This is a genomic window from Devosia oryziradicis, from assembly GCF_016698645.1.
Taxonomy (GTDB): Bacteria; Pseudomonadota; Alphaproteobacteria; order Rhizobiales; family Devosiaceae; genus Devosia; species Devosia oryziradicis.
Window position 1 is genome coordinate 3,177,933 of sequence record NZ_CP068047.1, and the last position, 25,704, is coordinate 3,203,636.

General features: G+C 64.7%; 23 protein-coding genes. 15 read left to right on the top strand and 8 right to left on the bottom strand.

Translation table 11 applies throughout. From position 1 onward, the window contains the following. Nucleotides 1-4: 4 nt before the first annotated feature. Nucleotides 5-1,747, bottom strand: coding sequence for a tetratricopeptide repeat protein (locus JI749_RS15830; RefSeq protein WP_201656120.1), 1,743 nt, complete (start codon nt 1,745-1,747; stop codon nt 5-7). Nucleotides 1,748-2,034: 287 nt separating this feature from the next. On the opposite strand from JI749_RS15830, the gene JI749_RS15835 reads away from it, so the two are divergent. The 3 genes from JI749_RS15835 to moaB all read left to right on the top strand — a co-directional run bounded on the left by JI749_RS15835 (nt 2,035) and on the right by moaB (nt 4,816). Continuing rightward, complete coding sequence (locus JI749_RS15835; RefSeq protein WP_201656123.1) at nt 2,035-2,844, top strand: uracil-DNA glycosylase; 810 nt, start codon at nt 2,035-2,037, stop codon at nt 2,842-2,844. A gap of 126 nt (nt 2,845-2,970) precedes the next feature. After that, on the top strand, nt 2,971-4,302 hold the full coding sequence (locus JI749_RS15840) for an MFS transporter (protein ID WP_201656126.1): 1,332 nt from the start codon (nt 2,971-2,973) through the stop codon (nt 4,300-4,302). Next, nucleotides 4,280-4,816: a molybdenum cofactor biosynthesis protein B gene (gene moaB / locus JI749_RS15845; protein ID WP_201656129.1), complete on the top strand. Its 537-nt coding sequence runs from the start codon at nt 4,280-4,282 to the stop codon at nt 4,814-4,816. The genes JI749_RS15840 and moaB overlap by 23 nt, the downstream gene beginning before the upstream one ends. Before the next feature lie 4 nt (nt 4,817-4,820). Here moaB and JI749_RS15850 read toward each other — a convergent pair whose 3' ends face one another. Further along, entirely contained in the window at nt 4,821-6,587 is a 1,767-nt protein-coding gene (locus tag JI749_RS15850; protein ID WP_201656132.1) for a sensor domain-containing diguanylate cyclase, read from the bottom strand. Between the two features lie 169 nt (nt 6,588-6,756). Next, nucleotides 6,757-8,247, bottom strand: a complete 1,491-nt coding sequence (locus JI749_RS15855) for an MDR family MFS transporter (protein WP_201656135.1) — start codon at nt 8,245-8,247, stop codon at nt 6,757-6,759. 437 nt (nt 8,248-8,684) lie between these two features. On the opposite strand from JI749_RS15855, the gene JI749_RS15860 reads away from it, so the two are divergent. Then, complete coding sequence (locus tag JI749_RS15860; protein WP_201656138.1) at nt 8,685-9,833, top strand: PA0069 family radical SAM protein; 1,149 nt, start codon at nt 8,685-8,687, stop codon at nt 9,831-9,833. Here JI749_RS15860 and JI749_RS15865 read toward each other — a convergent pair. Both JI749_RS15865 and JI749_RS15870 read right to left on the bottom strand, forming a co-directional pair. Then, nucleotides 9,830-10,540: an HAD family hydrolase gene (locus tag JI749_RS15865; RefSeq protein WP_201656141.1), complete on the bottom strand. Its 711-nt coding sequence runs from the start codon at nt 10,538-10,540 to the stop codon at nt 9,830-9,832. The two genes, JI749_RS15860 and JI749_RS15865, sit on opposite strands and share 4 nt — an antisense overlap. 129 nt (nt 10,541-10,669) lie before the next feature. Then, entirely contained in the window at nt 10,670-11,566 is an 897-nt protein-coding gene (locus JI749_RS15870; RefSeq protein WP_233280787.1) for a DMT family transporter, read from the bottom strand. A 125-nt stretch (nt 11,567-11,691) separates the two neighbouring features. On the opposite strand from JI749_RS15870, the gene JI749_RS15875 reads away from it, so the two are divergent. Beyond that, a complete protein-coding gene (locus JI749_RS15875) occupies nt 11,692-12,126 on the top strand; it encodes an Lrp/AsnC family transcriptional regulator (protein WP_201656144.1) in 435 nt (144 codons plus the stop codon). On the opposite strand, the gene JI749_RS15880 is transcribed toward JI749_RS15875, so the two are convergent. Beyond that, complete coding sequence (locus tag JI749_RS15880; protein WP_201656147.1) at nt 12,123-12,713, bottom strand: hypothetical protein; 591 nt, start codon at nt 12,711-12,713, stop codon at nt 12,123-12,125. The two genes, JI749_RS15875 and JI749_RS15880, sit on opposite strands and share 4 nt — an antisense overlap. A 91-nt stretch (nt 12,714-12,804) precedes the next feature. Between JI749_RS15880 and JI749_RS15885 the strand changes: the two genes are divergently transcribed. The 4 genes from JI749_RS15885 to JI749_RS15900 all read left to right on the top strand — a co-directional run bounded on the left by JI749_RS15885 (nt 12,805) and on the right by JI749_RS15900 (nt 15,622). After that, nucleotides 12,805-13,158, top strand: a complete 354-nt coding sequence (locus JI749_RS15885; protein WP_201656150.1) for a DUF4180 domain-containing protein — start codon at nt 12,805-12,807, stop codon at nt 13,156-13,158. Nucleotides 13,159-13,203: 45 nt separating this feature from the next. Continuing rightward, nucleotides 13,204-13,866, top strand: a complete 663-nt coding sequence (locus JI749_RS15890; RefSeq protein WP_201656153.1) for a ribonuclease HII — start codon at nt 13,204-13,206, stop codon at nt 13,864-13,866. A 264-nt stretch (nt 13,867-14,130) separates the two neighbouring features. Beyond that, a complete protein-coding gene (locus tag JI749_RS15895; protein WP_201656156.1) occupies nt 14,131-15,264 on the top strand; it encodes a site-specific DNA-methyltransferase in 1,134 nt (377 codons plus the stop codon). Between the two features lie 169 nt (nt 15,265-15,433). Then, nucleotides 15,434-15,622, top strand: a complete 189-nt coding sequence (locus tag JI749_RS15900; protein ID WP_201656159.1) for a hypothetical protein — start codon at nt 15,434-15,436, stop codon at nt 15,620-15,622. On the opposite strand, the gene dapA is transcribed toward JI749_RS15900, so the two are convergent. Then, nucleotides 15,613-16,512, bottom strand: a complete 900-nt coding sequence (gene dapA, locus JI749_RS15905) for a 4-hydroxy-tetrahydrodipicolinate synthase (RefSeq protein WP_201656162.1) — start codon at nt 16,510-16,512, stop codon at nt 15,613-15,615. The genes JI749_RS15900 and dapA overlap by 10 nt on opposite strands. 309 nt (nt 16,513-16,821) lie before the next feature. Here dapA and JI749_RS15910 point away from each other — a divergent pair, with 309 nt between their 5' ends. Further along, complete coding sequence (locus JI749_RS15910) at nt 16,822-17,985, top strand: GGDEF domain-containing protein (protein WP_201656165.1); 1,164 nt, start codon at nt 16,822-16,824, stop codon at nt 17,983-17,985. Nucleotides 17,986-17,991: 6 nt separating this feature from the next. Here the strand turns inward: JI749_RS15910 and JI749_RS15915 are convergent, their stop codons facing one another. After that, on the bottom strand, nt 17,992-19,044 hold the full coding sequence (locus JI749_RS15915; RefSeq protein WP_201662923.1) for an A/G-specific adenine glycosylase: 1,053 nt from the start codon (nt 19,042-19,044) through the stop codon (nt 17,992-17,994). Between the two features lie 162 nt (nt 19,045-19,206). Between JI749_RS15915 and JI749_RS15920 the strand changes: the two genes are divergently transcribed. The 5 genes from JI749_RS15920 to JI749_RS15940 all read left to right on the top strand — a co-directional run bounded on the left by JI749_RS15920 (nt 19,207) and on the right by JI749_RS15940 (nt 25,305). Beyond that, nucleotides 19,207-19,716 carry a DUF721 domain-containing protein gene (locus JI749_RS15920; protein ID WP_201656168.1) on the top strand — a complete coding sequence of 170 codons (510 nt, stop codon included), beginning with the start codon at nt 19,207-19,209 and terminating at the stop codon, nt 19,714-19,716. 117 nt (nt 19,717-19,833) lie between these two features. After that, nucleotides 19,834-20,616 carry a thioredoxin domain-containing protein gene (locus JI749_RS15925; RefSeq protein WP_201656171.1) on the top strand — a complete coding sequence of 261 codons (783 nt, stop codon included), beginning with the start codon at nt 19,834-19,836 and terminating at the stop codon, nt 20,614-20,616. 36 nt (nt 20,617-20,652) lie between these two features. Then, nucleotides 20,653-24,108, top strand: a complete 3,456-nt coding sequence (gene smc, locus JI749_RS15930) for a chromosome segregation protein SMC (protein WP_201656174.1) — start codon at nt 20,653-20,655, stop codon at nt 24,106-24,108. 61 nt (nt 24,109-24,169) lie between these two features. Continuing rightward, on the top strand, nt 24,170-24,610 hold the full coding sequence (locus JI749_RS15935; RefSeq protein WP_233280788.1) for an antitoxin Xre-like helix-turn-helix domain-containing protein: 441 nt from the start codon (nt 24,170-24,172) through the stop codon (nt 24,608-24,610). Nucleotides 24,611-24,612: 2 nt separating this feature from the next. After that, nucleotides 24,613-25,305, top strand: coding sequence for an RES family NAD+ phosphorylase (locus JI749_RS15940; RefSeq protein ID WP_201656178.1), 693 nt, complete (start codon nt 24,613-24,615; stop codon nt 25,303-25,305). The last annotated feature ends 399 nt before the right edge of the window (nt 25,306-25,704 follow it).

Below are 25,704 nucleotides of genomic sequence, written 5' to 3' on the forward strand. Positions count from 1 at the left end.
GTCGCTACTGGGTCGCGTTGGCTTCGGTCAATCCGTCGGCCAGCTTGGGCGCCACCCGTTCCTTTACATTGCCGACTTCATCGACCGAGGCGGCAACATTCCACTGGAACTTGGCCTCGAGCTTGCGCCCGGCGCGCCAGTAGGCGTCACCCAGGTGGTCGTTGATCTCGGCATCGTTGGGACGCAGTAGCACGGCCTGCTCGAGCGTGGTCACGGCCTCGTCGATGCGGCCGAGCTTGTAGAAGGCCCAGCCCAGCGAGTCGACGATGTAGCCATCCTGAGGCTGCGCCGCGACGGCCTTCTCGATCATCTCCAGGGCCGGTTCTAGGTTCATGTCCTGGTCGATCCAGCTATAGCCCAGATAGTTCAGCACGGCCGGTTGCTCGGGGTTGAGTTCTAGTGCCTTGAGGAAATCTGCTTCGGCCTTGGGCCACTCCTTGGCACGCTCATAGGCAATGCCGCGCACGTAATAGAAGCGCCAGTCGGAGGGGCTTTCGCCGCCGGTCAGCCCGAGCGCCTTGGTGTATGTCGCCGCCGCCTCGACATATTGCTCGTCGTAGCGCTGGAGGTCACCCAATACCGAGATAGCGTCGAGGTCGTCGGGGCGGCTGGCGACGATATTGGTGAGGCGACGCAGGGCTTCCTCGCGATCGCCGGCGACATCGAGATTTTGTGCCACGCGCACGACGGCGGTGGGCTTCATCGGCGAGGTGGTGGGGACGGCCTCGTAGATCACATTGGCCGCGTCATGCTGGCCGGCGGCGTCGAGCAACTGGCCCAGTGCCACCGAAATGACGTCGGCCGACGGGTCGAGATAGAGCCCCATCCGCAGGAAGACCAGCGACAGGTCCAGGCTGCCATCGCGCGAGAGGGCAACGCCAATGCCATGGAACATCTCGGCCGCGCCAACCTGCACGTTGGCGGCGAAGATGCCCGGACGCTGGCCGCCCTCGATCTGCTCCTTGACGATGGTGACGATGGGATGGCTGAGGCCCTGCTCCTCGAACTGGGCGATGACGTCCTTGGCCTCGTCGAAGCGGCCGGCATTGGCGAGGGCGCGGGCATAGACCTCGACGATGCGCGCTACATAGGGCTCGGCTTCGAAAGCGCGGCCTGCCAATTCAATGGCTTTTTCGTTGTCGCCCGAGGCCTCGGCCATCAGGGCGCGATGGAACACCAGGAAATCCTCGAGACCGGACTGGCCGAGTTCGTCGAGCACGGCCTCGGCTTCGTCCATTCTGTTGTCGCCCACCAGGGCCCAGGCGCGCAGGATGCCGGCGGTGATGCCGGTAAAGCTGTCCTGGCCGATCTGGCTCAGCATCTGTTCGGCGGCGCCATAACGACGCTCCTTGAGCGCCTCGGTGGCTACGACCAGCTCGGCCAGCTCGTTGGCGCGGTCGAGTTCCAGCAGATGCTTGGCGGTCGATGCCGCCTGGCCGATCTGGCCATCGGCGGCATAGGCGATGAAGGAGCGCTCGACCAGCACCGCATTGTCCCAGTCGGATTGCGCGGCCTGGGCAAAATAACGCGCGGCCTCGTCGGTGCGCAGATCGTGCAGCGCCTGCTGGCCAGCCATGTAGGACCCGGTGACGCTGGAGCGGAATATGGGCAGCAGGTCGAAGGCAGCCAGCGGATCGGCCTGGGCCGTCTGCGCCGATTGGGCCGAATGCGTCGCCGGAACGGCCGTTGCCGAAAGCAACATGGCCAGAAGGGCCGGGCGCGCGATGCGGGTCAGAAGCGATGTCACGAGGCTGGTTACTCCTTGGCCGGTCGGTGCCGGTTCTGGCGGCGAAGATTGTCCGTTTTGGGACTGCGCCGCAAGGGCGCGCGCCATAGCGTGATAATGGCCGCCGGTCCGGTAAGATAGGGTTGTTGGGGAAGGTGGATTGCCGCGGCGAAATCGGACGAATCCACGCCGACCAGGCAGGTCCGTCGAAAGCGTTTCGCGTGAGCCGGCCTCTGCCATATAGGAATGCCTCAACCTTGGCCCCGCGCGGCTGGCCGCGCCAAACGGGCTGTGACATAACAGAGAACATGGCTCAAGATCGACCGCTAAATCACGACGAAATGCTCGCCGTGCTCGATTGGTATCGGGCAGCGGGCGTGGATATTGCCGTGGGCGAAGAGCCAGTCGACCGCTTCGCCCAGCGCCCGCCGCAGCGGGTCACACCGCCGCCGCCAGTAACCGGGCAAGCTACGCCCGAGCGGCCCGCGGCTGAAACGCCGCTGCTTGGCGGCGATCCATCGGAAGCGCGCAGCCTGGCTGCTTCGGCAAAGTCGCTCGAAGAGCTGCAGGCAATCCTGGATGCGTATGATGGTTGCGGGCTCAAGCTGCGCGCCACCCAGCTGGTCTTTGCCGACGGCAATCCCGAGGCGGACATCATGCTGATCGGGGAAGCCCCAGGAGCGGAGGAAGACCGCCAGGGCAAGCCATTCGTCGGCAAGTCAGGTCAGTTGCTGGACCGCATGCTTGGTGCCATCGGGCTGAACCGCAGCAAGGTCTATATCGCCAACACCGTGCCGTGGCGGCCGCCGGGCAATCGCACGCCGACGCCCGAGGAAATGGCGCTGTGCCTGCCATTCCTGCATCGGCAGGTCGAACTGGTGGCCCCCAGGCTGGTGATGACGCTGGGCGGCCCGGCCATGCAGACGGTGTTCTCGACCACCAACGGCATCATCAAGATGCGCGGCAAGTGGTCGGAAGTCACGATCGGCAATCACCAGACCGATGCCATCCCCACGCTGCATCCGGCCTATCTGCTGCGCAACCCTGCAGCCAAGCAACAAGCCTGGCGCGACATGCTGAGCCTCAAGATGAAGATGGCGGCGCTGGGGCTGGGCTAGGCGCGCCGATGCGCGGACATTCTTGCGCGCCGCCCGATTTACGCACTGCCAATTCCGCCCTGCCGCGCTATCGTCGCCATTGCGTGATTTGCCATCTTCACCTGATCCAGCCGAGCCGAAAGCGTCATGGCCTCCGTAATCAAGATCTATGCCCTGTTCCTGGGCTCCGCTCTTCTCATGTTCGGTGGCGGGCTGCAGGGACTTCTGCTGTCGGTGCGCGGCGCCGAGGAGAATTTCTCGCTGCTGGCTCTGGGCCTGATCGGCACCGGGTGGTCGGTGGGGTTCGTGGCGGGTTCGATCACCGTGCCGCTGGTCGTGCGCAATGTCGGCCATATCCGTGCCTTTTCGGTGATGGCGGCAATCGGCACCGTCACCATCCTGCTCAACCTGCTGCTGATCAACGACATCAGCTGGATCCTGCTGCGGGCGCTTTCCGGCTTCTGCTTTGCCGGCGCCGCGATGATCGTGGAGAGCTGGCTCAACGAGGTGGCCGAGAACAAGAGCCGCGGCACGATCTTCTCGGTTTATGTCACCATCAACATGGCCGCCTCGACGCTGGGCCAGATGGCCATGTCGCTCACCGGCACGGCGGGCTATGTGCCGTTCGTTCTGGGTGCCATCAGCTTCATCTGCGCCGTGCTGCCCACTGCCCTCACCTCGAGCCCGCAGCCGCGGCCGCTGTCTTCGGCCAAGATCGATGTAGGCCTGCTGTATCGGACCTCGCCAGTGGCGGCGATCGCCGCCTTCTCGGTCGGCATGGCCAATGGCGCCTTCGGTACGCTGGCGCCCGTCTACGGCTATGAGCAGGGCCTCGATCCGGGCGGGATTGCCCTCCTTTTTGCCGTGGCCGCCATTCTTGGTGCGGCGGCACAGATCCCGTTTGGCCGGCTCTCGGATCGCATCGACCGCCGGCTGGTGCTGATCGGGCTTTCCGGCTTTGCCGCCATTGTCGGCGCGCTGACGGCGATCATCAATCCGGGGCCGAACTGGATGATGTTCGTGCTCTTTGCCGCCTATGGCTTTGCCGCCAACCCGATCTATGCGGTGGCGGTGGCGCATGCGAATGACTTTGCCAAGGATGGTGATTTCGCCAAGATTGCCGGTGGCATGCTGCTGATCCTGGGAGTGGGCTTGGCCATCGGGCCGGCGGTAGCCTCGCTGATCATGGGCGCGTGGTCGCCGGTCGGCCTGTTCATCGTCACGGCCTCGTTTCATGGCGCTCTGGCGATCACGGCATTCCTGCGCATGCGCGTCCGCCGGGGCAAGGATGCGTCCGAGCGCGCGCCGTTCCAACCCATGGGCGGCGATCGCCAGGTGACGCCGGAAACCATTGTGCTCGATCCACGGGCTGATAGTGATAGCGCCGCTGAAGGTCCGGTGGCACACGAGCCTCCCGTGCCCGAGGAACTGATCGAGTCGCCAGAGGAGAAGCGCGATGTTCAAGACGGCACGGTTTGAAGACCGGGCATTCAAGCCCCTATCCATCGCCGTCATCGCCGTATCGGACACGCGCACGCTCGAAACCGATACCGGCGGCGCGCTGCTCAAGTCGCTGCTGGAGACCGATGGGCATCGCTGCGCCGACCGGGTGGTGGTGCGCGACGATATCCAACTCATCCGGCAGGCCGTGCAGGGCTTTGTCGCGGACCCCGGTGTCGACGTGGTCTTGACGACAGGGGGCACTGGTTTTTCCGGTCGCGACGTAACCCCCGAGGCCGTCGAGCCGCTGTTCGACAAGCGGATGGAGGGCTTTTCGGTGCTTTTCCACCAATATTCGGCCACCACCGTGGGCACCAGTTCGCTGCAGTCACGCGCCACGGCGGGCCTGATCGGCACCACCTTCGTCTTCTGCCTGCCCGGCTCGCGCGGCGCGTGCCGGGATGCCTGGGAGGGTATTCTCACCCACCAGCTCGACTACCGCCACAAGCCCTGCAACTTCGTCGAACTAATGCCGCGGCTGGACGAGCGCTGAGGCGTCAGGCGGCGCTGCGGTTCTGCGATGGTTCGGCTTCGCCCGATACGACCCGGTTGCGGCCGGTAGCCTTGGCCTCGTAGAGCGCGCGATCGGCCCGCTCGATGACGTCCTCGATGTCGCGGTCGCTCGCAACCGCCATGGCGGCCCCGATCGATACGGTGACGTGGATGGTGCCATGTTCGGGGTGGTCGACGAGCTTGCCGGCAATGGTCTGACGGATGCGCTCGGCAAGAACGGCCGGCCCTTCCTTTTCGGTCTCGCGCATCAGGACGACAAATTCCTCGCCGCCAAAGCGCGCCACCTTGTCGATGGTTCGCGCCTCGGCCTGCACGACCCCACCGACGGCCCGGATCACGTCATCGCCGACGCTATGGCCATAGGTGTCGTTGATGCGTTTGAAGAAGTCGATGTCGATCACCAGGACACCCACATCGCGCTTGTGGCGCTTGAAGTAGTTCATGGCGTCGACGCCGAAAACGTGGAAGGCGCGGCGGTTCAGCAGGCCGGTCAGCGGGTCGGTATCGGCCAGAATTTGCAACGCATTGATATCCTCGCCGAGGCGCTCGGTCCGTTCGACAAGCTGCTGCCGGCTGGCCGCCGCCTCGCGCTGCGCCGCCTCCTGAGCGGTCTCGGCCACGCCCAGGCGTCGCAGCAGGGAGCGGATGGCAACGGTCAGTTGCGATACGTCGCGCGAAGAATGGTCGCGAGCAATCATGGTCGCGCCGGGGTCGCGACCGATGCTGTCAATGCCGTCCGCCAGCTCGGACAGGGGTCGCGTGAGGCCCCGCGCCAGCAGGCTGGCAATAACCGCACCGGCGAGGGCGAAGGCGATGCCGATCATGACGATCGCCAGGGCCAACTGGTTGGCCTGCGCCAGGGCCAGGTCGAGTGGCCGGCGCGCGACGACCGTCCAGCCAAGGCCGGGATAATCGAGATAGCCCTTGGTGGTCACAGCGGCGTTGAGATGATCGACGGCACCCGCCATGTCGCTGAATGACAGGCGTCCGGTAGCCGCAATGGCTTCGATGGTCGATTGCCCGAATGGCGCCGAACCGTATTCGGGGCCCAGCAAGGCCGTTCCGTCGCTCCTGAGCACCCAGATTTGGGTATCGAGCGCGCGGTCCGTCGTCTGCAGCACGGTGTCCCGGACGACGCTGGCCCAGGTCCAGCTCATATGCGCGCCCAGGACACCGATGGTGGCGCCGGCAGCGTTCTTGACCGGGACGGCGACGTCGACAAAGCGGAAGGGCTCGCCATTGGCCTGCGAGCCCAGGAGTTCCGCCAGCAGCTTGGCGTCGTGCACGTCCTTCACGGTCAGGCCGTTGATGCCGTCCATGAACCAGGGGCGTTCGGCAACGGACACTCCTTCGAGCATGCTACCGGTGGCCGCCTTGACGGTGCCATCGGGCAGGGCAAAGCCGATCCAGGCATATTCGGGCAGGCTGGCCTGCAACTGTTCCAGGATGCTGCGGATGGTCGCCTCGTCGCCATCCCAGACTGCACGCAGGGGTTCGAGTTCGGCCAGGTTGCGGACCTCGCGGAAGCGCTCGAACATGCGGGCGTCGAGCCTTTCAGCCATATTAGACGCAATGCCGATGATCTCCGCCTCGGCGCGAGCCGTCGCCTGCTGGCGGGCGACGAAGGCGGCGGTGGCGGCGACGGTGAGCGCCAGTGCCAGACAGAGGATCGCTGTAACGACGGCCACCTGTTGGCCAAGCGTGGTGCGATCGCGCAGTTTGAGGAACTTGGTGACGATTGTTCTTGGCATCGGCAGGCCCGCTGGTTGCGAATTGCGCGCATAGTGGCAAGGCCAAGTGTCTGGATTGTTTAGCGAACAGGACAGATTGCGGTGAGCCTTAACGGCTGGTTGGTCCGATCGGTAAACTGAAACAGAAACGGCGCCCGTGTGGGCGCCGCTTTGCAGTTTAGCCGGGATGTCAGTGGCCGTGGCTCATGCCCGCGCCGCCTTCCGGCTTGCGGATGAAGAAGGCGGCAACCACCGCGAACAGCGAGATGATCGCGCCCGTGAGGAACGCCAGGCGGATACCGCCCGCCAGGGCATCGACCGGAGGCAGGCCCTCGGCCGTCAGGCTGGCCGTGCGGATGGTCATCAGCGCGATGAACAGCGCAATGCCTGCCGCACCGGCCAGTTGCTGCACCGAGCCGAGGACTGCCGAAGCGTGGGAGTAGAGCTCCATGCGCACCGAGGCCATCGACGAGGTGAAGACCGGCGTGAAGATCAGCGCCAGGCCGATGCTGATCACGATGTGACCGGCCAGCAGGTTCCAGACCGGGGTGTCCTGCCCCACCAGGGTGAGCGCCCACATCACGGCCGAGACGAGGATGGCGCCGGGCACGGCCAGGACCGTGGGACCCACCTTGTCATAGAGACGGCCGACAACAGGACCCATCAGGCCCATGATGAGGCCGCCGGGCAGCAACAGCAGGCCGGTTTCGAGCGTATTCAGGCCCACAACGTTCTGGGTGTAGATGGGCAGCAGGATGACCGTGCCGAACAGCGTCATCATGGCGATGAGCATCATGCTGACCGAAACGGTGTAGTTGCGCGATTGGAAGACCCGCAGGTCGAGCAGCGCCTTGTTGTCACGCTGGAGACCGAGCTGACGCCAGACGAAGGCCGCCATGGCGACGACACCGACGACGATGGGAAGCCAGAGCGGCACGAGCGTTGCTTCATCGGGATGGGCAAAGCTTTCGCCGAAGCTGGACAGGCCATAGATCAGGCCGCCAAAGGCAATGGCGGACACGATCACCGACACCACGTCAAGCGGGGCATAGCGGGGCGTCGAGACATTCTGAATCTTGCGGAAGCCGAGTGCGAGCGCCGCAATGGCGATCGGCAGAACCAGGATGAACATCCAGCGCCAGTGAAAGTTTGCGAGGATGAAGCCGCCAATGGTCGGGCCGATGGCCGGGGCCACCGACATGACGATAGAGATGTTGCCCATGGTCTTGCCACGGGCCTCGGGTGGCACCAGGGTCATGACGGTGGTCATCAGCAGCGGCATCATGATGGCCGTGCCGACCGCCTGCACCACGCGACCCAGGACCAGCAGTTCAAGGCCTGGCGACACCGCGCATAGCAGGGTGCCGACCGAGAAGATCGACATCGAGAGGATGAAGATCGGGCGCGTGTTCAAGCGCTGCAGCAGGAAGCCCGTCACCGGAATGACGACTGCCATGGTCAGAAGAAATGCGGTGGTCAGCCACTGCGCGGCACTTGCGGCGACGCCCAGATCCTTCATCAGATGTGGAATGGCCACGCTCATGATGGTTTCGTTCAGAAACACCACGAAGGTGGAAACCAGCAGCAGGGCGATGACCAGCTTGTTGCGAGCTGCGTCGGTCTGGCTCACTTGCGGTGTGCCGGCCAGATCGGCGTCAAATGTCGTTGCGTCGGTACTCATGATGGTCCCTCAACCTTTGAATTTGCGTGTCACCGAGACGACGAGCGGCGTCCGATGATTTCGACGCCACTCTGGAAAGATTCTGCGACAGGCTGTGTCAGCAGCACTTTGTTAAGTGTCCGCTTCAGTAATTAGCGCCTGGTCACAGGTCAATAGTGAATTTTTCGCTTAAGCAATATCGGCCGATATGCAGCCGCCCGAGCGGTCGGCCTGTTTAGGCTTCTGCCCGCGCGCCGTCCATCCGCAGAAATGCAATTCTGCCCTGCAAATGGCGGTTTTCGGCCCTTCAATTTCCCGCAGGCGCTTCCCATATGTGACACGGCAAGGCGGCACCCCGTCCCGCAATCTGGGTAACGTTCTTGTTTTGTTCCGGTCCAGGTGTTACATCTTGATCCGCGCTGCAGATTCGACTGCGACGCGCCGACAGGAGATGTCTCATGGCCCTCTATCAGGCCCCGTCATTCGAAGCGTTGGAAAAACTCAGCCGCAGCCGCGATGCCGACCTGGCCCGGCGTGAGCTGCTGGATCCCGACCGCATCCGCGGGCGCGGCGCGCAGTCCAACCATACCGGTCGCTTCGAGAAGCAGAAGCGCGAGGGATTCGATGACGGCTGGGACAATGTAGAGCCGCTGTCCATCTTCCAGACGGTCGAGCATGTCGAACGCGCCAAGACAATCATCACCAGCAATGACAGCCCCGATATCGGCTTCGAGCGTTCGATCAACGCCTATCGCGGCTGCGAGCATGGCTGCTCCTACTGCTTTGCCCGGCCAACCCATGCATTTCTCGGCCATTCGGCCGGCATCGAATTCGAACGCGACATCTATGTGAAGGTGAACGCCGTCGAGGCGCTGCGTACCGAGCTCGGAGCCAAGGGCTACAAGGTCAAGCCCATCGCCATGGGCACCAATACCGACCCCTACCAGCCTGCCGAGCGCAAGCACAAGCTGACGCGCGGCATCCTCGAAGTCATGCTCGAGACGCGCCACCCGGTCATGATCACCACCAAATCGGCGCTGATCATTCGCGACCTCGACATCCTGACCGAACTGTCCAAGCTGGGACTGGTCAAGGTCGCTGTGTCGATGACTTCGATGGACCACAAGCTCAGCCGCAAGATGGAGCCGCGCGCTTCGTCCCCTGCCCGCCGGCTCGAGGCAATTCGCCTGCTCAGCGAGGCGGGCGTACCCACTGCGGTGTTCGCGTCGCCGATGATCCCGGCGATCAACGACATGGAGCTGGAGCGCATCCTCGACGCCGCGGCGGCCCAGGGAGCGGTGAGCGCCTCGATGATCCTGCTGCGCCTGCCCGGCGAAGTGCGCGAGGTGTTCCGCGAATGGTTGCTGCGGCATTTCCCGGATCGCGTGCGGCATGTGCTGGCGCTGGTGCGCGATACACGTGGCGGCAAGGACTACGACTCCCGCTGGGGCACGCGGATGACCGGCGAAGGCCCCTATGCCATCCTGCTGCGCCAGCGCTTCGACAAGGCGCGCGAACGCTATGGCCTCGAGACAAAGCTGCCCGGCCTGCGCACCGACCTGTTCGTGGCGCCGCGGCTCGAGGAAAGGCAGATGAGCCTGTTTTAGGAACGCGACCCCTGATGGCCGGGCTGGGGATATGCGCTCCCGACCCGCTCGGCAATGAAGGCCAGGACATCGGGATCATCGTAGCCGTCTGCCGATAGGACCGCCCCAGCCGCCGTCAGGTCGTCGTGCAGCAGTGATGTCCTGATACCCACGGTCGCCAGTCCAGCCGCCGTCGCCGAAGCGATGCCCGTGCGGGAATCCTCGAAGGCCACCGACAGTTCGGCGCGCGCCCCAAGCAGTCGCAGCCCCTCCAGATAGGGCAGCGGGTGGGGCTTGCCATGCTCAAGCTCGGCGCCGATTACCACGGCGCGGAAGCGATGGCGGATGCCCAGGCCATCCAGTATCAGGTCGGCATTGGCGCGCGGCGCGTTGGTCACCGCCGCCATCGGCAGGCCAACTGCACCGGCCAGATTCAGCAAATCGAAGAGACCTGGTACCGGGTGGATCGCCGAACGCGCCAGTTCGCGGAATACCGCTTCCTTGCCGTCAAGCACCGCCATGCCTTCTGCCGGCGACAGATGCGGCACGAAACGCGCAGCAATGGCCGAATTGGCAAGCCCCTGCAGCTCCCGCGAGAAACGCGGCTTGTCGAAGACATGACCATAGGGCGCGAAGGCGCGGTTGAAAGCCTCCAGGTGGATCGGGTCGGTGTCGGCCAGGGTGCCGTCGATGTCGAACAGCAGCGCGGCGCCGGGAACAGGCTTCATGGGGACGTCCAGTCAAGACAGGGGCCGCTGGATCAGCGACCGGTCCGTGTGGAACAACAAATGTGGAGAGAGGTCAATGCGCAGGTGAGCTGCGCGGCACCTGACGGGGGAAAATGTTCGGGTAACCGGCTAATCGCCCGCAAGTCGCGTTCTCCGCCATGGACCCCTGAAGGGCCGCCAGCCCAGCGTCATGCCGGCTGCCGCCACCAGAATTGCGGCCGCGCCCACCAGTTGCGACAGGCCCAGCCAATGTCCGAAGACGACGAAATCGGCCACGATCGCCACGACCGGATAGATGAACGACAGCGCGCCGGTAAGGTGCGTTGGCAGCTTCTGGATGGCGCCGTAGAGCAGGATATAGACCAGGCCGGTATGCACGGCGCCGATCGCGGCCAGACTGAGCCAGGTATCGTGCGCCGTGGGCAGTTGCGTTAGGTTGGCGAAAGGCGCCGCCATCAGCATGCCGACACCGACCTGGATCAGCGCGATCAGATGCGGCGGGACGCCCTTCAGCCGCTTGGTGATAAAGGCGGCCACCGCGTAGCAAAAGGCTGCGCCCAGCGACAGGGCGATCCCGGCAAGATAGTCGGTTCCGCCCGGCCCCGCCTTGGCATTGGCGATCAGGACCACGCCAGCAAAGGCGATGGCGAGCCAGGCCAGCTTGTGGCCGGTGAGCCGCTCGCCCAGGAACAGCGCGCCGAACCCGACCAGCATGAAAGGCTGGGTGTTGTAGACGGCGGTGGCCATGGAAATGGATGCGAGCGGATAGGCAGCAAACAGCAGCAGCCAATTGGCCACAATAGCGACGCCTCCAAGCACGGCAAGGGTGAACTGGCGCCACGTGATGATGCCAGGCCGGAACAGGCCGAGCGCCGCGCAGGCAACAAGCAGCGGCACAGCGCCGAACACGCAGCGCCACAGCACGATATCGACGATGGGCTGGCCGGAGAACACCACGAAGACGCCGATGGTGCCGGATATGGCCATGGCCACAGTCATCTCGATCGTTCCGCGCGTGGTGCTCATGGCCGCCTCCATATTGGGCCAGATTACGCCCCTATAGCGGTCGACTTCTATGATAAGGCATAGGCAAATCGGGCGCTTCACCTTACAATTTGCCAAAAATTCGGATAACCGCCTAAGGAATCTCCATGATTGATGAGATCGACCAGAAAATCATCGAAGCCCTGGCCGACAATGCCCGGCTGTCGATCAAGGAGTTGGCGCAACAGGTGGGCCTGTCGTCGCCCAGCGCCTCGGAGCGCCTGCGGCGACTCGAGGAGCGAGGCGTGGTCGCGCGCTTCACGGTCGATCTCGACCTCAGAGCCATAGGCTATCCGCTACAGGCCATCGTGCGGATACGGCCGCTGCCCGGCAAGCTGCACATCGTGCAGCGGCTGATCGAGGACATTCCGCAGATCACCGAATGCGACAAGGTGACCGGCGACGACTGCTTCGTCGCACGCCTGCATATGCGGTCGATCGAGCAGCTCGACGAGATCCTCGACCGCATCGCCGACAAGGCCGAGACGAGCACGGCCATCATCAAGACGCAGCCGGTCAAGCGGCGCCTGCCGCCGCTCTAGTACTGCGCGACCCGGCGCGCATAGGCGGCCATGAAGTCGATCGAGGCGGTCACGCCCCGCAGCGATAGCCACACATCCTTGCTGGGCTGGGCACCGCCCTTGAGCGGCACGGTCAGGACCAGGGAGGCACGCTCCTTCAACTGGTCCAGCAAAGCCGCCTTGCGCGCTGGATCGACGATGAAGAACTGGTTGACCGTATTGTAGCGCGTTTCGAGATCACGGCCGAAATCGAAGCTCTCGGCGACTCCGCCGCCAAAGGAGAGCTTCAGCACCCCGCTCGTATCGGCCTCCACGCCATCGGCTGCCACGGTGATGGCTAGGTCGAGCTCGCCGTTGAGGCGATTGCGGAAGATGGTGAGCTTGTAAGCCGGCAGGCCGGCGCTGTTCAGCTCCTGGCTGCCGGTGCTGGCAAAGCAGGAAAAGCCATAGTAGTCGCTGGCATCTTCGTCGATGACGTCGGGGCAGGCGGCCAGCCAGTCCCGGTGATATTCCCGCCATTCACCAAAGGGATGGTGGAAGGGCGCTGCGGCGACTGGCAGGGACGCGGCGACCAAAGCAATTAAGGCGCTGCCGATTTTGGCGATCATCGAGATGCTTTCGTGTGCTGCCCCCAGCAGCCTCGTATATAGCAGTCCGTCTCGGACATTACAGTGCAGAGCGTGTCGAAAGGACAACAAGATGACCATCACGACGGAAAACGGGAAGGCACTGTTCGAAGTCGCCGCCACGGGTGCGCTGCTGGCCACCGAACAGGACGCGCTCGACCTCGTCGGAGCCACCTATGGCACCGACGCCGACATCATCGTGGTGCCGGTGGCCCGGCTCGATCCGCAGTTCTTCGAATTGCGCAACGGCCTCGCCGGTGGATTCATCCAGAAATTGCAGAACTACCAGAAGCGGCTGGTGGTGCTCGGCGATATCGCCGCCGAGGTGGCGGCGAGCAAGTCGCTGCACGACTTCGTCTATGAAACGAACCGCGTGGGCCACCACCTGTTCGCGCCCGATCGCGAGACCATGCTGGCGCGGCTGTGATCGCCGTGGCGTTGACTTGGCCGGCGCGAGGACGATGCTGGCGGCATGCTGTTCGATTCGCCTGTTCAGACCGAGCCTGACTACATCCATGAGCGCCAGCTCATGGCGCGTGGCGCCCGCATCATCGCCGGCGTCGACGAAGCCGGTCGCGGTCCGCTGGCCGGCCCGGTCGTGGTTTCTGCCGTGGTCTTGGATGCGCGCGCCATTCCGCCCGGGCTCAACGATTCCAAGAAGCTGACCGAAGAGCAGCGCGAATTGCTGTTCGAACAGGTAATGGCCACGGCGCTGGCAGTCTCGGTCGTGGTGGCGCCGCCCTCGATCATCCTCAGCCACAATATTCGCGGCGCGACCCTCTGGGGCATGGCGCAGGCCGCCTCGAGCCTCAGCCTGCGGCCCGACCGCGTGCTGATCGACGGCCGCGACGTGCCGATGGGCTTGCCCTGCGAGGGCCTGGCGCTGATCGGCGGGGACGGGCGCAGCGTTTCCATTGCCGCCGCCTCGGTCGTCGCTAAGGTGACGCGCGACCGGATGTGCAAGATCATGGATTGCGACGCGCCCCATTTCGGCTTTGCCGGCCACAAGGGCTACTCGACACCCCAGCATATGCGCGCACTGGTGCAGCATGGCCCCTGTCGCCACCATCGCGAGGAATTCGCCCCGGTGGCGGAGGCATGGGAGCGCCTGCGGGGCGTGGCCGCGGTAGCTTGAGGCGCATGGAGCGTATGACTCCACCCCCTCCTACCTCCCCCATAAAGGGGGGAGGTTTCTCTCCGCTCTCGTTGCACAATCGAGACCAACCCACAGAGCGGCACCTCCCCTTGATGGGGGAGGCCGGGAGGGGGTGGGGCCACGAAAGCCGTTCCATCGACCGTGCAAGCGACCTCCCTTAACCTCCCGCTAACCCCTTACGAACGCTCCATTAACTCTGGCAGGCTATAACCGTCTCGTTAGTACTGCGTTAGGGTTAAGTGTATGTTGCGTACCGCGCGTACGGCCGAAAAGGCCGCTGCGGAGGAGGCATCGCGCCTCCCGATCGATACCATCCTTGTGGGCGATTGCATCGACCACATGAATGCTTTGCCGGCCGGCTCAGTCGATCTGATCTTTGCTGACCCTCCGTATAACCTGCAGCTGGACCAGGGCCTCACCCGCCCCGACCAGAGCAAGGTCGATGCGGTGGACGACGACTGGGACAAGTTCGACAGCTTTGCCCATTACGACGCCTTCACGCGCGCCTGGCTCAAGGCGGCGCGCCGCGTGCTCAAGCCTGATGGCGCCCTCTGGGTCATCGGCAGCTACCACAACATCTTCCGCGTCGGCACCGCGCTCCAGGATCTCGATTTCTGGATGCTCAACGACGTGATCTGGCGCAAGGCCAACCCCATGCCGAACTTCCGCGGCACGCGGTTCACCAATGCGCATGAAACGCTGATCTGGGCCGCCCGGAGCCAGAAGAGCCGCGTCACCTTCAACTACGAAGCCATGAAGCTGGCCAATGACGACACGCAGATGCGCAGCGACTGGCTGTTCCCCATCTGCACCGGCGCAGAGCGGCTCAAGAGCGAGGACGACGAGAAGGTCCATCCGACCCAGAAGCCGGAAGCCCTGCTGTTCCGCATTCTCAATGCCACCACCAAGCCGGGCGACGTCGTGCTCGACCCCTTCTTCGGCACCGGCACGACCGGAGCCGTTGCCCGCAAACTGGGTCGCCACTTCATCGGCATCGAGCGCGAGCAGAACTATATCAACGCCGCCCTCAAGCGCATTGCCGGCATCCGGCCGGGCGTGTTCGAGGCGCTGCAGTCAGTCACGCCCAAGCGCAAGGAAGCGCGCATCCCCTTCGGTTCGCTGGTCGAGCAGGGGCTTATTGATCCTGGCACGCAACTCTTCGACTTAACGAAACGTTACTCTGCCATGGTTCGTGCAGACGGCTCGCTCGTCTCCGGCTCCCATCAAGGCTCCATCCACAAGGTTGGCGCGTTGGTACAAGGCGCCGAAGCATGCAACGGCTGGACCTTCTGGCACCACGAACAAAACGGGCAGATCAGCCCGATCGACGAGCTCCGCACGGGCGTCCGTGCAAAACTTGATTTGCTTTCTGCCTGATCCTGACCTCCAATCGTCTCAGGCTCTACTAACGGCCGCTGGTTTGCCCCAGCGGCCTTTTTGTTTGCCAAATAACGCCGGGCGCCCGCTGGGCCGCCGCTTGCGGATTTCTTAACGCCATCGGGGCCCGGGATTGGCCGTATCAAACCGATGCAGGTAGATTGGGCGCATGATCTGGATCGCCTTTGCCGTGCATATGTTTGTGTCCGTCGTGGTGGGATGGGCGGTCTTCCTCCTGGGCAAGCGCTTTCTGCCCGAACCCTGGAACCAGGCCAGCGTCGTCATTCCGCTCGCCGCCGCGCTCGGTCTATTGCTCATCATCGCTACGCTGCCCCATTGGCACCTCGCTCAAGGCTGATCGGCGACGGCCATTGCGGCTTCGATCTTCCGCGCCAGTTCCGCACTGACAGGCACCATCGGCAACCGCATTTCCGGGCTGTCGATCAGGCCGGTGCGCCAGAGCCAGTGCTTGATCGCACCGGGGCTGGGTTCGGAAAACAGCAGGCGGGGGATGTCGGCAAGCCGCCGCCAGTCGGCCAGCGCGCCGGGTTGATCGCCTGCGGAGAGCTTGTCGCCAATGCCGGCAAAGCCTGAAGTATAAACATGGGCCGAGGCCAGAATGGCGCCGTCGGCGCCGCTGCTCAGGGCGCTATAGAAATGCGGGTCCTCGCCGGTCAGCACGGCAAAACCCGATGGCTTGTGGCGGATGAGGTCGAAGGTCTGGGCCGGGTCGGCGCAGCAATCCTTGACCCCGACGATGTTGGTGCGCTCCGCCAGGCGCAACATGGTCTCGTTCCCCAGGTTGACGCCTGTGCGGTAGGGGATGTTGTAGATCAGGATCGGCCGATCTGCACTATCTGCCAGCGCCGAGAAGTGCTCCAACAGGCCCCGCTGGGACGGTCGCGTGTAGTAGGGGCAGGCGACCAGGTAGCCATCCGCCCCCCAGTCCTGGACATGCTGCAACGTCTTGATCAGCTTGCGCGTATCGCTTCCCGAAAGTCCCAGATAGATCGGGATTGGCCGACCTGCATCGGCGAGGACCGCGCGGGTAATAGCCAGCAAGGCGCGGATTTCGTCATCGTCGAGCGACATGCCTTCCCCGGTCGTCGCACCCAGGATGAAACCGTCGATCGGCTGTGCGGCATAGTGGGCAACCAGCCGGCGCAGCGAAGGCGTGTCGAGTTGCCCATCGCGAAACGGGGTGATGAGCGGCAGCCAAAGGCCGGAAAGGGAATGCTGGCGTTCCATATGTGTCTCCTCAGGGCCGGAGACGGAGCGCGCACGAATAAGCCCCGTCGAAACCGGCGGGGTCAATCTGATCTCGGTGCTTGCTAAAACCTGCGCGCGACGACCATCAGCCCCGGAAGGGGGCTTTTTTCGATGCGTTGAGCTTGGCGGTGCGGCAGGTCATGGCGCTAGGGTCAGGCATAGCCCCCTGCTTGTCAACGCCTGCGTCGAGACAATTCAGCTGGCCGCATTTCGGAATTGTGCCGGCTCGAAGTGCGTTGTTAACCGCCTGGCCCCACCATGCGCGCGTCGTGCGCAAGGGACGCTGCCGTGACTGCCACCGTGGGCCTCAATATTGTCATTGCCGGCGTGCTGGGCCTGCTGGCCCTGCTTTGCGCCGTTGCCAGCCTGGCACTGCAGCGAAACGTGCCTTTGGCCTGGGTGGCCGCAGCACTGGCTGTCGGGACCACGCAAACGCTGCTGCTCACCTTCGCCGCCGGAACACCGCTCGAATTCGTCTCCGCCATGGTGCTGGCGCCATTCGGCTTCTGGCTGGCGAACAACACGATCTACTGCTTGATGCCCGACAAACGGCTGCGGCAGGCATATCTTGCGGCATTCTCCGCTCTGTGTGCGGTTGCCGTGGGGCTTTTTGTGGCGGGCGCCCCCTTCTTCTTCCAGGTCATCGTCGTCCAGCTTGCCTGCACCTTGGCGATGACCGATGCGGCCCTTCGCATCCTGAGCGGCATCAAGTGGCGCATGCTTGACGTTTCGCTGCTGCTGGTCGTGGGGGCACTGACCCTGCTGCGGGCGGCGCGGTTGCCGCTGATTGCCTTTTACTTCGGGCCGGACGTTGGGTTTTCGGACTACAACGGCTCGGTAGTGGAGTTGACCCTTCTTGCCGTCGAGAGCCTGGTAACACTGGGCATCATTGCATTGGTGATTTCCTCGATCATCGCCGACACCATCGCCACCTACCAGCAGCAGTCGGAACGCGATGGGCTTACGGGCTTGTTGAACCGCCGTGCGATCGACGCGATGGCGGGTCAGGCCGGTCCGGCCGGTGGCGCGGTGATCTTCTGCGACCTCGACCACTTCAAGCTGGTCAATGATCGATACGGCCATCAGATCGGCGACGCCGTGATCAAGGCTTTCGCCGCACTGATCGAGCGCACCGGACATCAGGCGGGACGGATTGGCGGCGAGGAATTCGCACTGCTTCTGCCAGGCGCCAGCGCTGCGGATGCCCGGGATGTGGCGGAAATGATCCGTCGGCGCTTCAACGAACTGGCCCATCCGGTGCTTGGGGCCACCGAGCGGCTCAGCGCCAGCTTCGGCATCGGCGCGTACCAGCCGAGCCAGCCACCCGCCAGCGCCTTCATTCGGGCCGACAACGCGCTCTATCGCGCCAAGGCCGCGGGACGAAACCGGGTCGAGGCGGACCCCTCCGCCGAGCAGCCGGAACCATCCGGCGCGCGTGAACAGGCTGCCTGAGCGTCGTCAGTCGACGCCCGCAATTGCCAGGACCTTGCGAAACAGCGTTGGCAGGGCCTCATCCGCCAGCGCGCTGCGCCCTGCCCACCAGCCGTCTTCGAGGCCGTCGGGGTCGACCAAGGCGGACCACACTTCAAGCTCGAGGCGGAAATGGGTGAAGACGTGCACGACCTGGCCGCGATGTTTCCAATCGCCGGCGACCGGATAGGCGACTTCGCCCAATTCAGGCGACCAGGCCGAGCCCGGCACTTCGGTCATCCCGCCAAGCAGGCCGTTGGCCGGGCGGCTCTGCAGATACACATCGCCATCCGCATCGACCATCACATAGGCGTGGCCCTTGCGTACCGGGCGATCGGCCTTGGCCGGCTTGAGCGGATAAATCGTCGGATCGAGGGTTCTCGTGGCCAGGCATCCGGGCTGGATGGGACAGAGCATACAGGCGGCGGTACGCGGTGCGCAGATGGTGGCGCCCAGATCCATCATAGCCTGGGCGAAGTCCCCTGCCCTCCGCGGCACTGCGGCCTGCAATGCCGCGCGCAACTCGTCCTTGGCCACGCGCACCGGCACCGGCAGCGCGTAGTAGCGCGCCAGCACGCGGTCGAGATTGCCGTCGAGTACGGCAATTGGCTCCTCAAAGCAGATCGCGGCTATCGCCGCGCTGGTATAAGCGCCGACGCCGGGCAGGGTCTGCAGGCCGGCTGAGGTCATGGGAAACACTCCGCCATGATCGCGGACAACGGCCTGGGCGCAGGCATGCAGGTTGCGAGCGCGGGCGTAGTAGCCCAGCCCGGCCCATTGCTTGAGCACGCTATCGAGCGGCGCAGCCGCGAGATCGAAGACGCTCGGCCAGAGGCTGGTGAAGCGCAGGAAGTAGTTCTTCACCGCCGCCACGGTAGTCTGCTGCAGCATCACCTCGCTCAGCCACACCCGGTAGGGATCGGGACGGATGCCGCGCGCCCGGTCGGCCGGCGACACCCGCCAGGGCAGGTCGCGCGCATGGCGGTCGTACCAGGCGAGCACGGCCTGGGCATCGATGGGAGCGGGGTTGGGGAGATGCATGGGCAAGCAAATAGCTTCGCCCAGGCCACCAAACAAGGTCGCAGGCACGACCAGCGCCGGAGGAGGTCTATTGAAAACTCGTAGTAGCCCTCATGGTGAGCCTGTCGAACCACGAGGGCGTGGCACCTTGCCTGATCTATAGCGAGGGCGTACTTCACCGATATGGCCAAGGACGACCTGCCCGAACCCAAACGTCGCAATCGGACGTTGAACATCGCCGACGTGCTCAGCGGCGCGCTCGACCCGGTGCTGAAAAAGCGCGGCTTTGCCAGCAGGGACATCATCACCCACTGGGCGGTGATGGCGCCAAAGCCCTATGACCAGGTCGCCATTCCCGACAAGCTAACCTGGCCGCGGGGCGAGCGCAGCGCCGAGGGCGCGACCCTGTTGCTGCGCTGCGTTCCGGGGCATGCCCTGGCCATTGCCCATGAGGGTCCAAAGATTGCCGCGGCTATCAACCGCTACTTCGGGTTTCTGCTGGTCAGCGCCGTCAAGTTGTCGGCAGAGCCGTTCACCCCCGGTTCAGGGCAGAAGGCGCAAAACCCCACTCAACCGAGCCAGAGCGTTATCGCAAAGGTCGGGGCCCAGGTGGCCGAAGTTGCAGATGATGATCTGAGGGAAGCGTTGCGGACACTGGGTCACGCGCTATCCAGCAGATCGGGGCGGAAGTAGCCTGCCATTACATGCGACAATGCAACCGCACTGTTCACGGCGGGTTGATGAATGTGCCCACTTGCCCACACATTTGCCCCGTGTAGTGTCGCGCACATCAAACCAGGAGCGTTAGCTGTGAACTTTACCCGCCGTGACACCCTCATCCTGGCCGCTGCCGCATCGGCTCTGAGCCTTTGCGGGGTCGCCACCGCCAACGCTGAAGAAGGCGACATGATCGATATGGCCAAGCTGATGGCGCCGGCCGGCGACGTCGCGGACCATGTACAGGGCAGCGAAACCGCGCCCGTCACCGTCATCGAATATGCTTCGCCGACCTGCCCCCACTGCGCGGCCTTCTCCAATGATGTGCTGCCGTCCTTCATCGAAGCCTATGTGAATACCGGCAAGGTCAGGTTCATCACCCGCCCGTTCGTCCGCAACGTGCTCGACGCCGCCGTGTTCATGCTGGCCGAGGCCGGCGGCCCCACCAACTACCACAACGTGCTGGCGACCTATTTCAAGACCCAGAACACCTGGGCCACCTCGCAGACGCCACGCGACGCCATTCTCGAAATCGCCAAGCAGCTCGGCTTTACCCAAGAAACTTTCGACGCCGCATTGACGAATCAGGCCCTATTCACGGGGATGGAAGCCTTGCGCGAACAGGCGCTCAGTGAATTCGGTCTTTCAGGCACCCCGACATTCTATGTCAACGGCAAGACGCTTACTGGTGACAAGACGCTCGAGCAGCTCGCTGCCGAGATCGACCCGCTGGTTCCTGCCGACTTCGTGGCCACGACGCCTGCCGCCCCTGCTGCGGCAGCGCCTGCTCCGGCCGCTACCGACGCCATGGCACCGGCAGCCGATGCAATGGCGCCGGCCGAGCCGACTGCAACGCCCGTTACCCCTGCGCAGTAACCTGCCTTTCGGCAGCGCCGCCCCGGTGGCGCTGCCATGAAATTTTCCCGCCTCAAGCTGCATGGGTTCAAGTCCTTCTCGGACGAAACCACGCTCGTGATGGAGCCGGGGCTGACCGGCATCGTCGGCCCCAATGGCTGCGGCAAGTCCAACCTCGTCGAAGCCATGCGCTGGGTGATGGGCGAGAGCTCGTACAAGGCCATGCGCGCCTCGGGCATGGATGACGTGATCTTTTCGGGCTCCGGCAACCGCCCGGCCCGCAATTCCGCCGAAGTCACGCTGATCCTCGACAATTCCGACCGCACGGCGCCCGCCGCCCTCAATACGGCCGACGTGCTCGAAGTCACGCGCCGCATCGAACGCGAGGCCGGCTCGGTCTATCGTGTCAACGGCAAGGAAGTGCGTGCGCGAGACGTGCAACTGCTGTTTGCCGATGCTTCGACCGGGGCGCACTCCCCCGCCATGGTGCGGCAGGGCCAGATCGGCGAACTGATCGCTGCCAAGCCCACCGCACGCCGGGCCCTGCTCGAAGAAGCCGCGGGCATTTCGGGTCTCCATTCACGCCGCCACGAGGCCGAACTGCGCCTGCGCGCCGCCGAAGCCAATCTCGAGCGGGTCGACGACATCATCGCACAGGTCGAGACCCAGCTCGAAACCCTCAAGCGCCAGGCGCGGCTGGCCACCCGCTACCGCTCGCTGTCGGGCGACATCCGCCGCGCCGAGGCGACGCTGTTTCATATCCGCTGGGTCGCGGCCCGCTTCGCCGAGAAGGAAACCGAGGCCCAGCATGCCGTGCTGATCCGCGAACTCGCGGATGCGACCCATCTCGAACTGCAGGCACAGAACAAGCTGGCCGCCGCCGAGGCGGCCTTGCAGCCGCTGCGGGAACGGGAAGCGGTGACCGGGGCCGTTTTGCAGCGCTACACGATACTTGCCGAGCAACTTGCCGAAGAGGCGCGCCGTGCCGACCAGCGCCGGGCCGAGCTGGAAGACCGCATCCGCCAACTGGCCGCCGACGGCGTGCGCGAACGCGAACTGGTAGCGGAAGCCGAAAGCACGCTTGCCGCCTATGCCGAGGAGCAGGCTCGCCTTGCAGCGGAAGGTGAAGCGGCGCAGGCCGACTTCGACCTCGCCCGTGCCGAGGCCGACACGGCACGCATGGCCGTAACCGCTGCCGAAACCGAGGCGCGTGCCGCATCGGACACACTGGCGCAGGTGCGGGCCCGTCGGGCGCAGGCCCAGCGGTCCGCGCAGGACGCCGCCACCCGCATTCAGCGGCTGACGAGCCAGGTCGCCGAGGTGGAGCGCGAGGCGCAAACCGTCGCGGCCAGCCTCGATGCCGACGGGACGCTCACGCTCAAGCGCGCGGCGCTGGTCGCGGCGCAGGCGCGCACTGTCGAAGCCGAGCAGCTGGCCACGACAGCCGAGGAAGCGACCGCCGCCGCACAAAGCAAGCTCGATGCCGCGCGGCCGCGCCTGGCGGAAATCGAGGCGGCGCTCAATCGCCTGGAGGCCGAAGCGGCCACCTTGGGCAAGATGCTCAATGTCGGAACGAGCCTTTGGCCGGCCATTGTCGATCAGCTCAAGGTTGCCCCAGGCTACGAAACTGCGCTTGGCGCCGCGCTGGGGGACGACCTGGAAGCCAGTTCCGATGCTGGCGCGCCGATGCATTGGTCGGTGCCGGTGGATCACACCGATGACGCGGCCCTGCCCCAGGCTGCCGAGCCGCTGTCGCGCTACGTCACCGGCAGCCCACTGCTCAAGCGCCGGCTGGACCAGATCGGGCTCATCGACGCCGCCGACGGCCCCAGCCTGATGCATGCGCTCAAGCCCGGCCAGCGCCTGGTGACGCTGGACGGCGCACTGTGGCGCTGGGATGGTTTTGTTTCCGCCGCCGATGCGCCGAGCCCAGCTGCGCAGCGTCTGGCCCAGCGCAATCGTCTGGCCGATCTTGATGAGGAGATTGCGCGCAGCAAGGGCGAGCGCAATGCCTGGAAGCGCGATGTCGATGCCCTAGCCGCCGACCTCGACGCGGCTCGGCAGGACGAACGCAGCAAGCGTGAAGCCTGGCGCGCGGCCCAGCATGCCATTGGCGCCGCGCAGTCGGACGTCGACAAGGCGCAGCGCGCCATCGGCGACCTCACCACTCGCCAGTCGGCGCTCGAGGAAGCCCGGATACGCCTGGCGTCCAGCCTTCAGGAAGCCGAAGCCATCCGCGCCGATGCCGAGCAGGCGCTGGTCGACGCGGGCAGCGAGGACGAGTCCGCGCGCGCCGCGGACGCGCTTCAGTCGGTGCTGTCATCCGCGCGCGACCGGTCCGACCAGGCCCGGCTCAGGCTCGGCAGCTTCGAGACTGCCGCTCGCATGCGCGAAAGCCGCCTCGCCCAGCTCGATCGCGATGCGCAAAGTTGGCAGCGCCGCCGCGACGGCGCTCTCGCCCAGCTTTCCACGCTCGATCAACGTAGCGCCGAAGTCAGCGCGCAGCTTGCCAGCGTCACCGAAACGCCCGATGGCTTTGCCGCCCGGCGCGCCCAGCTTGAAGACCAGATCGAGGTCGCCAAGGCTGAGCACCGCACCGCTGGCGACAATCTCAATGTCGCGCAATCGGGTTATCGCGAAGCCGACAAGGCGCTCAAGGCCGCCAGTGACCTGTTGGGCAATGCGCGGATCGAGCTCACCCGCATCGAGGAGCGCATGAAGGGATTTGCCGCGCAGCGCCAGCAGATCGAACGGCAGATCGAGGAAACGCTCGATATCCCGGCCAGCAAGACCCTTGAAGCGTCCGGTATCCGGGCCGAGGAGGCCCTTCCCTCGGAATCGGCGACCGAGCAAAAGGTCGAGCGGCTCAAGGCTGAGCGTGAGCGGCTGGGCGGGGTGAACCTGTCTGCCGAGAAGGAAGCCGTCGAGGTCCAGGAAAAGCTGGACGTGATGGTCAAGGACAAGAACGACCTGATCGAGGCCATCGCCAAGCTGCGCACCGGCATTCAGTCGCTCAACCGCGAAGGCCGGGCCCGGCTCAACGACGCGTTCGTAAAGGTCAATGCGCATTTCCAGGAGCTGTTCACCAGCCTTTTCGGCGGCGGGACCGCGGAACTGAGCTTTGTCGAAAGCGACGACCCGCTCGAAGCGGGCCTGGAGATCATAGCCCGCCCGCCCGGTAAGAAGCCGCAGACTATGACCCTGCTGTCGGGCGGCGAACAGGCGCTGACGGCCATGAGCCTGATCTTTGCGGTGTTCCTCACCAATCCGGCGCCGATCTGCGTCTTGGACGAAGTCGATGCCCCGCTCGACGACGCCAATGTCGAGCGCTTCTGCAACCTGCTCGACAGCATGCGCCAGCGCACCAATACGCGCTTTATGGTCATTACCCACAATCCCATCACCATGAGCCGGGTCGATCGCCTCTTCGGCGTGACCATGGCCGAGCGTGGGGTGAGCCAGCTGGTATCGGTAGACCTCACCACCGCCGAGAGCTTCCGGGAAGCGAGCTGAGCCCCGGCGCTTGAACACTCGACATCCCCCATCATTTGATATATATAACCATTATCATTTGATGGACGCCGACATGCCCGCCCTTGCCCAAACCCTCCCCGAACTTGCCGAGCGACAAGACTTTTCGCGTGATGCGGATCGGGCCCGACTGTCGAAAGTGGCGCTCAAGGCCTATCGCCGCCTCGTTGAACAGTGGGGCCTGACCGGTCAGCAGGCGGCGGCCTTGCTGGATGTGTCGACAAGCACTTGGGAGCGGCTCAAGCAGGACGGCAAGGACAAGACGCTCAGCCAAGACCAGATGACGCGCATTTCGGCGCTGGTCGGGGTCTATAAGGGGCTGCACCTGCTGTTCGCAGACGGTATGGCAGATCGCTGGCCTAGCCTTGCCAACAAGGGACCGCTGTTTGGCCAATTGACCCCGGTGGACTCCATGATCCGAGGTGGCATCCCGCAGATGCTCGATGTGCGCCGCCACGTCGATGCCGTGCGTGGGGGAATGTGACTTTGGCGGTCGACGACGTTCCCGTCGTCACCGAGGCGTTCCCGCGTACTGTCCGGCTCGTGACCACGGCCCGCCTGCGCGAAGCCGTCTTGCGGCCACTGGTCGACAACGACGATGAACTGGCACTGCTCGGCGAGATCGAGGGAGCAACCAGCGCGCGGCTGATGGCCGAGGACCGGGGCATTTCCGGCCTCGCGGCCAATGAACTGGTCTATGACGTTCCCCACGCCCGCTTCATCAATGCCTCGTTCGCATACGCCAAGCCGCGCCAACCCAATCGCTTCAACGGGGCCAACCGTGGCGCCTGGTATGCTGCGCTGAGCGTGGAAACCTGCCTGCGCGAAGTGAGCTATCACCTCACCAATGCGCTGGCCGATGCCGGCGACTTCAACGCCGTCGTCGAATATGCGGAAATGTTCTGCAGCCTGGCGGGTGAATTCCTCGACCTGCGCCAGCGACCGCATCATCCCGCTCTGGGCGGCGAGGCAGCAACGGCCTACCCCGTGGGCAATGCGCTGGCCGATGGCGCACGGGCACAAGGCCTCAATGGCATCATTTATCCCTCGGTGCGCCATGTCAGCGGCACCTGTATTGCCGCCCTGCGACCGGCCGCGGTGCAGTCGGTGCGGCAAGGCGCCGTTTACCGCCTGGTGTGGCAGGGCAAGCCCGACCCGTCCGTCCACGGACCGCTTTGAACGCCCCGCGGGCGGAACACACGCTGGGTCCTTCCTGGATGGGAAGATAACTTATTCCCGCCCCGAACTCCTCCCGTATTCTCTCCCCATCACCCCACACGGCGGCCTGCAGGCTTCGAGCCGGCCGCAGGCAAAATCGCTCCAGTAGAGCGATTTTAGGTGAGAAGGCCATTCGGGCTACGCCCGGACGGCGGGAACAGTGGCGGGGTGGGCCGGGTGGGGGTTTTGCCTGTCCCACAGCTTCTAGCTCGGACGGGAGCGTGTGCGCGACCGGCCCGGTGGTGCTCCAAAAACCGGCACCCCGAGACGGCTTGCGTCTCACTTTTTTATTCCTAAGAGGCGAAAGCCGTCTCGGGGTTCGCCCGTTGCCCTCTTGGGCATACGGCCCAGTCGCAACAA

What these genes read in the sequence shown, in the direction of transcription:
- JI749_RS15835 (WP_201656123.1), top strand. Translation starts at nt 2,035, where the DNA reads ATGGCTCAAGATCGACCGCTAAATCACGACGAAATGCTCGCCGTGCTC.
- JI749_RS15840 (WP_201656126.1), top strand. Translation starts at nt 2,971, where the DNA reads ATGGCCTCCGTAATCAAGATCTATGCCCTGTTCCTGGGCTCCGCTCTT.
- moaB (WP_201656129.1), top strand. Translation starts at nt 4,280, where the DNA reads ATGTTCAAGACGGCACGGTTTGAAGACCGGGCATTCAAGCCCCTATCC.
- JI749_RS15850 (WP_201656132.1), bottom strand. Translation starts at nt 6,587, where the DNA reads ATGCCAAGAACAATCGTCACCAAGTTCCTCAAACTGCGCGATCGCACC.
- JI749_RS15855 (WP_201656135.1), bottom strand. Translation starts at nt 8,247, where the DNA reads ATGAGTACCGACGCAACGACATTTGACGCCGATCTGGCCGGCACACCG.
- JI749_RS15860 (WP_201656138.1), top strand. Translation starts at nt 8,685, where the DNA reads ATGGCCCTCTATCAGGCCCCGTCATTCGAAGCGTTGGAAAAACTCAGC.
- JI749_RS15865 (WP_201656141.1), bottom strand. Translation starts at nt 10,540, where the DNA reads ATGAAGCCTGTTCCCGGCGCCGCGCTGCTGTTCGACATCGACGGCACC.
- JI749_RS15870 (WP_233280787.1), bottom strand. Translation starts at nt 11,566, where the DNA reads ATGAGCACCACGCGCGGAACGATCGAGATGACTGTGGCCATGGCCATA.
- JI749_RS15875 (WP_201656144.1), top strand. Translation starts at nt 11,692, where the DNA reads ATGATTGATGAGATCGACCAGAAAATCATCGAAGCCCTGGCCGACAAT.
- JI749_RS15880 (WP_201656147.1), bottom strand. Translation starts at nt 12,713, where the DNA reads ATGATCGCCAAAATCGGCAGCGCCTTAATTGCTTTGGTCGCCGCGTCC.
- JI749_RS15885 (WP_201656150.1), top strand. Translation starts at nt 12,805, where the DNA reads ATGACCATCACGACGGAAAACGGGAAGGCACTGTTCGAAGTCGCCGCC.
- JI749_RS15890 (WP_201656153.1), top strand. Translation starts at nt 13,204, where the DNA reads ATGCTGTTCGATTCGCCTGTTCAGACCGAGCCTGACTACATCCATGAG.
- JI749_RS15895 (WP_201656156.1), top strand. Translation starts at nt 14,131, where the DNA reads ATGTTGCGTACCGCGCGTACGGCCGAAAAGGCCGCTGCGGAGGAGGCA.
- JI749_RS15900 (WP_201656159.1), top strand. Translation starts at nt 15,434, where the DNA reads ATGATCTGGATCGCCTTTGCCGTGCATATGTTTGTGTCCGTCGTGGTG.
- dapA (WP_201656162.1), bottom strand. Translation starts at nt 16,512, where the DNA reads ATGGAACGCCAGCATTCCCTTTCCGGCCTTTGGCTGCCGCTCATCACC.
- JI749_RS15915 (WP_201662923.1), bottom strand. Translation starts at nt 19,044, where the DNA reads ATGCATCTCCCCAACCCCGCTCCCATCGATGCCCAGGCCGTGCTCGCC.
- JI749_RS15920 (WP_201656168.1), top strand. Translation starts at nt 19,207, where the DNA reads ATGGCCAAGGACGACCTGCCCGAACCCAAACGTCGCAATCGGACGTTG.
- smc (WP_201656174.1), top strand. Translation starts at nt 20,653, where the DNA reads ATGAAATTTTCCCGCCTCAAGCTGCATGGGTTCAAGTCCTTCTCGGAC.
- JI749_RS15935 (WP_233280788.1), top strand. Translation starts at nt 24,170, where the DNA reads ATGGACGCCGACATGCCCGCCCTTGCCCAAACCCTCCCCGAACTTGCC.